Raw genomic sequence first — 8,674 nt, 5'->3', positions numbered from 1 at the left:
CCATCAAGGAACTGGTCGACACGACAGGCGCCGGCGACCTCTACGCCGCCGGTTTCCTGCATGGCTATACACAGGGCCGCGACCTCCAGACCTGCGGCGATCTTGGCTCACTGGCGGCCGGATTGGTGATCCAGCAGATCGGCCCAAGGCCACGGCAGAACCTGCGCAAAGAGGCAGAGCAGGCGGGGTTGTTGTAGGCACAGCTTGAAGACTTGGTCCCTGACGGCTCCATCACGGGCGCGAGGGACCGAAAGCACGCCAGGCGGGCGACAGCAATGTTGCGTTTGTCGAGTCCGCGACACTGTGGGTTAGGCCCCATCTTCTGCTGCATTCTCGTTAAACCTCCGAAATAAAAGTCACAAAATCATTTCAGCGGCTCCCTTCGCGTTGGCACGCATTTTGATTTTTCTGGTCTTGAGACAAGGAACTGCAGGAGGCATTGATGACGCGGAGCGACACTGCGATGGGTGGAACGCCCCTAGCAAGCCACCTTGTCAGGTTGGCATCAGATTGTGCGCGTATAAAGGAGGGGTCGAGTTTACCGGCGGGATCCTGCGCCGAGCTGATAGCTGCGATTGACGTGGACTCCCGGTCGCAGCAGCCCGGATCGTACCCGCCGGGTCAGCTTGGCGGACCTGATACAACAACTGATCCACACTCTCGATCGCTCGCGGCTGAGCAAGACCCCACGTGGGGTGTTTGGGTCCTCGTTCCACGGCGACACCAAATTGCCGATCGACCGCAGGGCCATCAGGCGAGTGTCCATTGGCATCGGCAGAGGCAATAGCAGGCGCACCGGCGCTTAGGAGCGAGCTGGCTCGCGACAGGCGCTAAATGCTTGGACTGATAGACCAACATATGAAGCCACTAATCCTGATCTGTTCGCAGGATGCCGAGTTCTACCTGTTCTTCAGTCACGTTCTGGGGGCGGATGGCTTTGCAACCGAGCTGGCCGGCGGCGTCGAGGAGGCGATTCGACAGGTGACTGAGCGTGAGCCGCAGGCTGTTCTCCTAGACTGCCAACCGGCTAGCCCTGTCGGCCCGGGGATCTGCGCCCGGCTGAAAGGCGAGCTGCAAACGGACGCCCTGCCCGTGATCGCCCTGATCGCGTCCGGCGCCGAGCACCAACAGCTCGATCTGCTCAAGGCCGGCATCGACGAAAGTTTCCTGCGGCCCTTCGCACCGGCTAAATTGCTTGGATATTTAGGCAGGAAGCTGCGGACGCCGCTGCTTTCCAACGGAGCGAATGGAGGGTCGCTGACCTGCGGCGAGCTTAATATGCAGCTTGGCAGCCGTCGGGTGCACTGCAATGGGCAGCAACTCCATCTTGGCCCACTCGAGTTCAACCTGCTGCGTCACCTGATGGAAAATCCTGGCAAGGTGTGCAGCCGCGACGAACTGGTTGGCGCCGCTTGGCCCGCCAACATCCATGTCGGCGCGCGTACCGTTGATGTCCATATCAGTCGAGTGAGAAAGGCACTCTCGCCCCACAACGTCATCCGAACCATACGCTCGGCCGGCTATGCGCTCGAAGAGCAGGAAATCTGAATTGACGATCGTGTGCTCGTGTGGAGCAAAGCTGCTCGCGAGCGCGCCCTCAATAGCGCTGTAGCGAGCGAACGGCTTTGCGGTGGTCATAGGCGCTTCCGGATAGGGTGGGACTGCAACAACCCTCCTTTGGCAGGAATGGCTACCGATGAGCGACGACATGGTGAACCTGCACGCTCGCCGACGCCGAACTTTTGGGTGAGAGGATCTGGTACAAGCCAAGCCAGCAGTTAGCGGCTCAGGCGAATGGAGGTCATGGCCACTTCCCACGCAGGGTCAAACGGCATCATGTGACGACGCTAGGGGGTTAGGTTCAGTGGACTCGGCGCTCGGCTTGCCCAAAGATACGCTCGGACGTCAAGGCAGCGTCATTCGATCGTGTAACGATCGGGGCTCGGAGGAAAACCGGACCCTCGAATAAGTGCCCATCAGCGTGCCGCTTCTGCGGCGTTCTGACGAAATGCGACATGCTCGACGGGGCGCCTGGCGCCGGCAGTCATTTCTAACCACTCCACTGCACTCTATGCCGTCGTCCACCGGGCGGCGGCATAGAACATTTGCTAGGCCGCCTTCGCCGCGTCTCTCAGGCAACGTGCGGCTTTGACCATGTTGACGAGTGCGGGACGGACTTCCTCCCATTGACGTGTCTTCAAACCGCAATCGGGGTTGACCCAAATCTGACTGTCGCGAAGGCGCTGGCGCGCCTGCGAGAGCAGATTCGTCATCTCGTCGACACCCGGCACCCGCGGTGAGTGGATGTCATAGATGCCCGGTCCGATCTCGTTCGGATAATTGAAGCTTTTGAAGGCGTCGAGTAATTCCATCTGCGAGCGCGAGGTTTCGATGGAGATCACATCGGCATCCATCGCCGCGATCGCGTCTATGATGTCATTGAATTCGGAGTAGCACATATGCGTGTGAATCTGGGTCGCATCGTACACGCCCGTCGAGGTGAGCCGAAAGCATTCGATGGCCCATTCGAGATAATTCTTCCACTCGGATTTGCGAAGCGGCAAGCCCTCGCGCAGTGCAGCTTCGTCGATTTGAATCACCTTGGCGCCGGCGCTTTCGAGATCGCCCACCTCGCCGCGGAGGGCGAGCGCGATCTGACGGCAGACCACCGAGCGCGCGAGATCGTCGCGTACAAAGGACCAGTTGAGAATCGTCACGGGACCGGTGAGCATGCCTTTGATGGGTTTGCCTGTCAGTGATTGGGCGAACTGCCACCAGCGTACAGTCATCGGATTGCGCCGCGATACGTCGCCAAAGATGATCGGGGGGCGGACACAGCGCGACCCGTAGCTCTGCACCCAGGCGTGCTGCGTGAAGGCGAAGCCGGAAAGCTGCTCGCCGAAATATTGCACCATATCGTTTCGTTCAAACTCGCCGTGCACGAGAACGTCGAGCCCGATCTCCTCCTGCCAACGGATTGCTGCTTCGATCTCCTTCCTCAGGAAGGCTTCGTAGTCGACATAGCTCAGTTCTCCCTTTGCATGGGCCGCACGCGCATTGCGAACCTCAGGCGTTTGCGGGAAAGAGCCGATCGTGGTGGCCGGGAAAGGCGGCAAGCAGAGCCTTTCGTCCTGAAGCCTGGAGCGTTCAGAAAAACCGCTCTTCCTGCGCGTCATGCTCTCGTCGACAAAGTCGAGGCGTCCTTCGACCAGCGGATCATGGATCTTCGGAGACGTCAAACGCGCGGCGGCTGCTTGGGTGGAAGACTCCAGCACTGCTGCAACCGCCTCCTGGCCTTCGGACAAGGCCCGGGCGATCGTGGTCAGTTCGTCCATCTTCTGCGCCGCGAATGCGAGCCATGACTTTACGTCGCTGTCGAGCGTCGTTTCCAGTTCCAGGTCCATCGGCACATGCAGAAGCGAGCACGAGGGCGCGATCTCGACTCGCTCCAGCGGCCAGCCGGCGACCACCGGCTTGATCCGGTCGAGGATGGGGCGCAGGTTCGCGCGCCAAACGTTCCGACCGTCGATGAGGCCAAGCGAAAGCACCAGGTCTTTTGGCGCAAGCCGGCCCACCGCCTCCAATTGTTCTGGAGCGCGCGCGAGGTCGAGATGCAGGCCCGCCACAGGAAGCGAAAGAGCGGTCTCGAGATTACCGTCCAGTCCGCCGAAATAGGTGGCGAGCATGATTTTCAGCTGCGGCGCCGCTTGCGACAGCCGATCGTAGGCAAAGTTGAAGGCGTCTTGCTCGTTTGGAATGAGGTCGAGCACGAGCGCCGGCTCATCGATCTGCACCCAGTCGGCGCCAGCCAGTCTCAGTCGGCGCAGCAGCAGCTCGTAAATCGGCAGCAGCCGCGGCAGGAGCGCGACAGGGTTGAAGTCCCGAGTGGACGACTTGGCCAGTTTGAGGAACGTAACAGGCCCAAGGATGACGGGGCGGGTATGAATGCCCAACGCCCTGGCATCAAGGAAGTGATCCAGCGGCTTTGACGACGAGAGGGCAAAGGCTTGATCGTCGGCGAGCTCCGGGACCATGTAGTGGTAGTTGGTGTCGAACCACTTGGTCATTTCCAGCGCTGTCACGGCCTGACCATGATTGGTATGATCGCCACCAGCAGCCTCTCCTTGGCTGCCACGCGCCATCGCAAAATATGTGTCCAGCGAGATTTCCCCCTCACTCCAGCCATAGCGTGGCGGGACAGCGCCGACCATTGTTGCTGTGTCGAGCACATGGTCGTACAGCGAGAAGTCGTTGGACGGGATCTTTGTCACGCCGCGGTCACCTTGTTCAATCCAGTTCGCGGCACGGAGCGCCCGCGCCGTTTCCAGAAGGTCGGCCGCGGACGATTTTCGCGACCAATAGGCCTCCAGCGCGCGCTTTAATTCGCGACGGCGCCCAATGCGCGGCACGCCAAGTGTGGCAACCGGAACTTTGTGAGAGAGAGACATACCATACCCCGATGATTGGGACGTGGACGCAAGGCAGACGTTGGCAACCAGACGAGCCGGTTGCTACGCCCACCGAGACACCCCGCCTGTGGACCTTGTTCGCCGTGGCAGGTCTCCTGGCTCGCGGGTCGACACCTCAGCCCGTCTTCCCGAGGCTATTGACCTCAGTGACTTGAGTGGGCTTGGCTCGCCGCTTACAGTTGCGGGGGCAGCGCCGGCATCTTCACCGGCTTCCCTCTTAGCTCCGTTGCGGCTGACCGCATCAGAGAACCATCGACAACTGGACATTCGCCGAAGAGAAGATTCCTGTCAAGGAAGATATAAACAAATCTTTATGTCGTTATCCGATATTGTAGTCGGTCCTTTCTCAGCAAAACCTGCGAATGTCGGATTGCGACCTTTTTTGAGGGCTCGGGCAATCCGTCCGGCTTTCCTCCCCACCCTTAATGACGAACTGTCGCAGGTGCCAACCTGCCAGTTGGCAGGGGTTGACTCCGATCATTCTGGAAGCAACATTTTCGATATACTCGAAGTGAGCATAGCAGAGGCAATCACACCGGTCACGGCGTCCGGTAATGCACGCACTAGGATGAATCGGACCGCCGGTCGGCCCGCCCGACTGGTATGCTCAACCTCACGCTGACGAACATCGCTCATCCGGTTGAACGACAGCGAGGACAGTTTTCGGCCAGCACCCGGTCGGCCAGCGATGCGAGAAGCCTGGTGCCCTCAATCTCACCCCAGCGGCAAACGACAATCATGGAAGCAATGCGTTATGGAAGCACCTGCGCTTTGGCGTCGGCACCTCGATGACACGTTCGAGTTCCTCAATCAGATCCGCAANAGNTCAAGCNAGCAGGAAATCTGCCANCACCTGATTTCCTATGCCGACCGGTTTGGCGCGAGAAACGTGCTGGCGGGACCGATCCCGCCGCCGCGAGCGCTGAGACGCGAGCAGATCTCGCATGTGCTGCTCGATGCCTGGCCTCAACAATGGTCGGAGCGCTATTTCTCGAAAGGCTACCTTTATCGCGACCCCACCATCCAACTTGTGAAGCGTGGGGCCACGCCCTTCCGGTGGAGCGAGATCGATCAGGTTGCGACCGTTTGTTCCTTCGGCCGACGGGTTATGGCCGAGGCATCAGAATTCAAGCTACGCGACGGCTTCACGATTCCGTTCGCAACATTGAGCGGCCAGGCGGTGGGATTTTCCGTTGCAGGGGAGAAGCTCGAGCCAGATCCGCACGACCGTCTCGCCTTTCAGTTCGTCGCCGCCTGCGCCTTCGGTTGCGCGGTCATTCTTGCCGAGGGAAAACGAAGCTCGACACCCGTGCGCCTGTCGCCTCGCCAGCAGGACGTGCTGCGCTGGGCCGCTGAAGGCCTTACCGTCGACAACATCGCTGATCGCCTCAACATCAGCCGCAACACCGCAGATACACATCTGCGAACGGTGCGCCAGAGGCTCGGCGTGACAAACAATGTGCATGCTGTGGCAAAAGCTTTCCGGCTGGGGCTGATCAGCTAGCCTCACGCAATCGCGTGATGCCGCATCGGTCCGCGATGAACCATTGGGTTGGCCTCGAAACTGGAGGACACCCGAGATGCTTCTTGTCGTCACGTCGCACAATGCCGAAGAATATCAGGCGGAACTGGATCAGGCGTTCCGCCTCCGCCACAAGGTGTTTGTCGAAGAAAAGGGCTGGACCGACCTGTGGCGCGAAGATGGTCGTGAGGTCGACCGTTTCGACGACAGGCGGGCTGTCCACATGCTTTTCACCGCCGACAACCGCGTCGTCGGCTATCAACGCTTGCTGCCTTCGACGCGCCCTCATCTTCTGTCGGACATCTTACCGGAGCTGTGCGAAGGCACGCGTCCCGTCGGAGAAAACATCTGGGAATGGTCGCGTTACTGTGTGGAGCCGCAATATCGCGAGCGGGGACGGATGCTGAGTCCCGTTGCCAATGCACTCTTGTCCGGCATCGTCGAGTGGGGGCTCGGCAGCGGGGTCGACACAATCATTGTGGAAATGAACCCACTCTGGCTGCTGCGCCTGGTGCAATTGCATTTCAAGGTGACGCCGCTTGGGCTGCCCAAAATAATCGGCGGTGAAGAGACGGTCGCGGTGACAGCCAATTTTGATGAGCGCACCCTGCAAAGGCTTCGAGAGACACGCAGCACAGCCAGCAACAAATCCACATCGTAATCGCATCCGCCCACCGAAAAGCTGCCATGCGCCGCTCCATCCAACTTATCACGCTTCACTATGCGACTGTTGTGGCTGAGGAAGGCAGCTTCCTCGGCGCCTCCCGGCGCCTTAGGGTTCATCATTCCGCGCTCAGCCGGCGCGTCAAAGATCTCGAATTGAGACTGGGCGTGACTTTGTTCCACCGCTATCCGAGCGGGGTCAGGGTGACGGCCGCCGGCGACCGTTTCCTGACCAAAATACGACGCATTCTCAAAGATCTGGATGACACGCTTCAGGGGCTGGAAACAGCGGGCCACAGCGATGGTCAGCGGTCGTCAATCGGATCGGATAGGCCACCTTGCGATTGCGGGTTTCTCAGTGCTGTTGTTGCCTCTTTGGGCAAGGATCCCAACTTGCTCGTGTTTCTACGTAAGCATCATCCCGACTTCTGATGCTAGCGTCATCGGGCCGCGCGCGAAATGATGTCGCGGCGGACCCAAGCGAACGCTCGATCCGCAGCCATGAACGGAGACAACATAGGCGCAGCTACATCTGGCCGGATCTTCTTGCGGCCGGCTTGACGGCCAAAGAGCTTGTGGCGTCCAGCCTGTGCGATCCGTGTTCCAGGATGATCCGTGCTGACGCTGAACCGAGCGGCGGCTGCAGAGATGGTTCTTGAGGTGCAGGCGAAGTCCTGCACCTTGGGTATTGCGGGCAGAGAAGGACACCGCGGGGAGTACCACTCCCAACAAGGTTCGCGCCGAAGACGCTCCGTTTTTGGAGAACCGATGCCGACTTTAGCTCACCGATTTTTGGGCGCCGCGCCAACCGGCCATCATTGACGGCGTCCTGCCTGAGCTCGCCAGGCAGGCCTTTGCTGATGCACACAGAGGCGGGATGAGAGACAGCATCCCATCCAACCCAGGAAGGCCACGGCGCATAGACCCAGACCTCAATCGCTTTTGCGGTTACGATGCGCGTGCGCTCGCCCAACAGTCTCGCCTAGAGAGGCCAAAGCATTTCCTACGCGTTATCTTAATGTTTGGTCTTCCGCCGTCTGCGCTTTGACAATCGGGAAATCCTTTTGTGGAGTCGCACACAGATCTCCTGAACAAACCTTCTCACCCTTGTAGTTGGCCAGGGCCTGCAGCAACCCCGGTCCAAGCTGCTGTTTCAGTTCGTCTGAGCCATCCTGCCAATCCGCCAGCGACTTCATTGTCACTTCGACCAACTCGATCGCGCGATCCTTGTCGCCGGTCTCGTAAAAGTACTGACCGAGCGCCGGACAATGTAGGAACTTGAGGTCGACCTCGCCTTCCGGGGGATTCAGTGCCAGGATGTGCTCGGACAGCTCTTTGCCCATCGCGAATCGTTCGGCAGACGGAAGGTGCGAATTGTCCCTCCCCGGATGGAAGAGTTGTTGTAACACCTGACCCAGCCAAAGATCGGAGTTTTTCTCTATCGCGTCGCGAACCAATAGCTGGATGACCGGCAAGCCTGCCCGCATGTCGCGTATTTCGTGAAGCAGCAGATGCGCCTGAAGCAAGCGCAAATTGAGGTCGTCCGGCAACAAGGCGACGCCTTCGTCGATGGCCGAGCGCGCCGTCGTCCAATCCTGTGCCTCCGACGCCGCCCGAAATTTCTCAAGGATCGGCTTCTTCAAGGCTCGTTCGCGCATGCTGGCTTCACCTTCGGCAATCCGCTTCGCATCACCGGCCTTCGCTTGCTTGCTGGTGCGCCAGCTGCCGTTGATCACTTTGGGCAAGACCTTAGCGAGGTCCATCGGGTGACCGATAAAGGCGATGGCGCCATCACGATCGACAACGAACGAGGTCGGAATCCCGAGGGAGAGGCTGGGTTCCATCCAAAGCTTGCCCATTTCGCCTTTGAAGTCGAACGCTATCCGATAATTCAGATACGAGCAGTTTTCGGTCAACCACGCGTCCAGCTTGGTACGCGCTTCGTCCGCGGTCGGAGCGCGTTCAGAAGCTGCGACTCCGACAACCTCAAGCCCGCGATCCTTGTATTTCTCCTGGAGCT

7 protein-coding genes and 1 riboswitch are annotated in these 8,674 nt (G+C 59.6%); of the genes, 5 read left to right on the top strand and 2 right to left on the bottom strand.

Translation table 11 applies throughout. From position 1 onward, the window contains the following. Together M653_RS0130740 and M653_RS0130735 are read left to right on the top strand one after the other, a co-directional pair. Positions 1-197, top strand: a 197-nt coding sequence (locus M653_RS0130740; RefSeq protein ID WP_027142917.1) for a PfkB family carbohydrate kinase, incomplete at its 5' end; no start/stop codon positions are given. 661 nt (positions 198-858) lie between these two features. After that, positions 859-1,548: a response regulator transcription factor gene (locus M653_RS0130735; RefSeq protein WP_027146728.1), complete on the top strand. Its 690-nt coding sequence runs from the start codon at positions 859-861 to the stop codon at positions 1,546-1,548. Positions 1,549-2,108: 560 nt separating this feature from the next. Here M653_RS0130735 and metE read toward each other — a convergent pair. Continuing rightward, complete coding sequence (metE, locus tag M653_RS0130730) at positions 2,109-4,448, bottom strand: 5-methyltetrahydropteroyltriglutamate--homocysteine S-methyltransferase (RefSeq protein WP_027146727.1); 2,340 nt, start codon at positions 4,446-4,448, stop codon at positions 2,109-2,111. Between the two features lie 88 nt (positions 4,449-4,536). Then, a riboswitch (cobalamin riboswitch) is annotated at positions 4,537-4,738 on the bottom strand. 485 nt (positions 4,739-5,223) lie between these two features. Here metE and M653_RS0130725 point away from each other — a divergent pair. The 3 genes from M653_RS0130725 to M653_RS01000000134100 all read left to right on the top strand — a co-directional run bounded on the left by M653_RS0130725 (position 5,224) and on the right by M653_RS01000000134100 (position 7,086). Beyond that, positions 5,224-5,973, top strand: a complete 750-nt coding sequence (locus M653_RS0130725) for a LuxR family transcriptional regulator (RefSeq protein ID WP_027146726.1) — start codon at positions 5,224-5,226, stop codon at positions 5,971-5,973. Between the two features lie 76 nt (positions 5,974-6,049). Next, a complete protein-coding gene (locus M653_RS0130720) occupies positions 6,050-6,652 on the top strand; it encodes an acyl-homoserine-lactone synthase (RefSeq protein WP_027146725.1) in 603 nt (200 codons plus the stop codon). A gap of 26 nt (positions 6,653-6,678) precedes the next feature. Then, positions 6,679-7,086: a LysR family transcriptional regulator gene (locus M653_RS01000000134100; RefSeq protein WP_027146724.1), complete on the top strand. Its 408-nt coding sequence runs from the start codon at positions 6,679-6,681 to the stop codon at positions 7,084-7,086. Positions 7,087-7,664: 578 nt separating this feature from the next. Here the strand turns inward: M653_RS01000000134100 and M653_RS1000000137480 are convergent. After that, positions 7,665-8,674: alkyl hydroperoxide reductase (locus M653_RS1000000137480; protein ID WP_032936538.1), on the bottom strand; the 1,010-nt coding region annotated here is incomplete at its 5' end.

It is taken from the genome of Mesorhizobium sp. WSM3626 (genome assembly GCF_000513935.1).
GTDB lineage: Bacteria > Pseudomonadota > Alphaproteobacteria > Rhizobiales > Rhizobiaceae > Mesorhizobium > Mesorhizobium salmacidum.
This window is presented reverse-complemented; position numbering and strand designations above follow the sequence as displayed.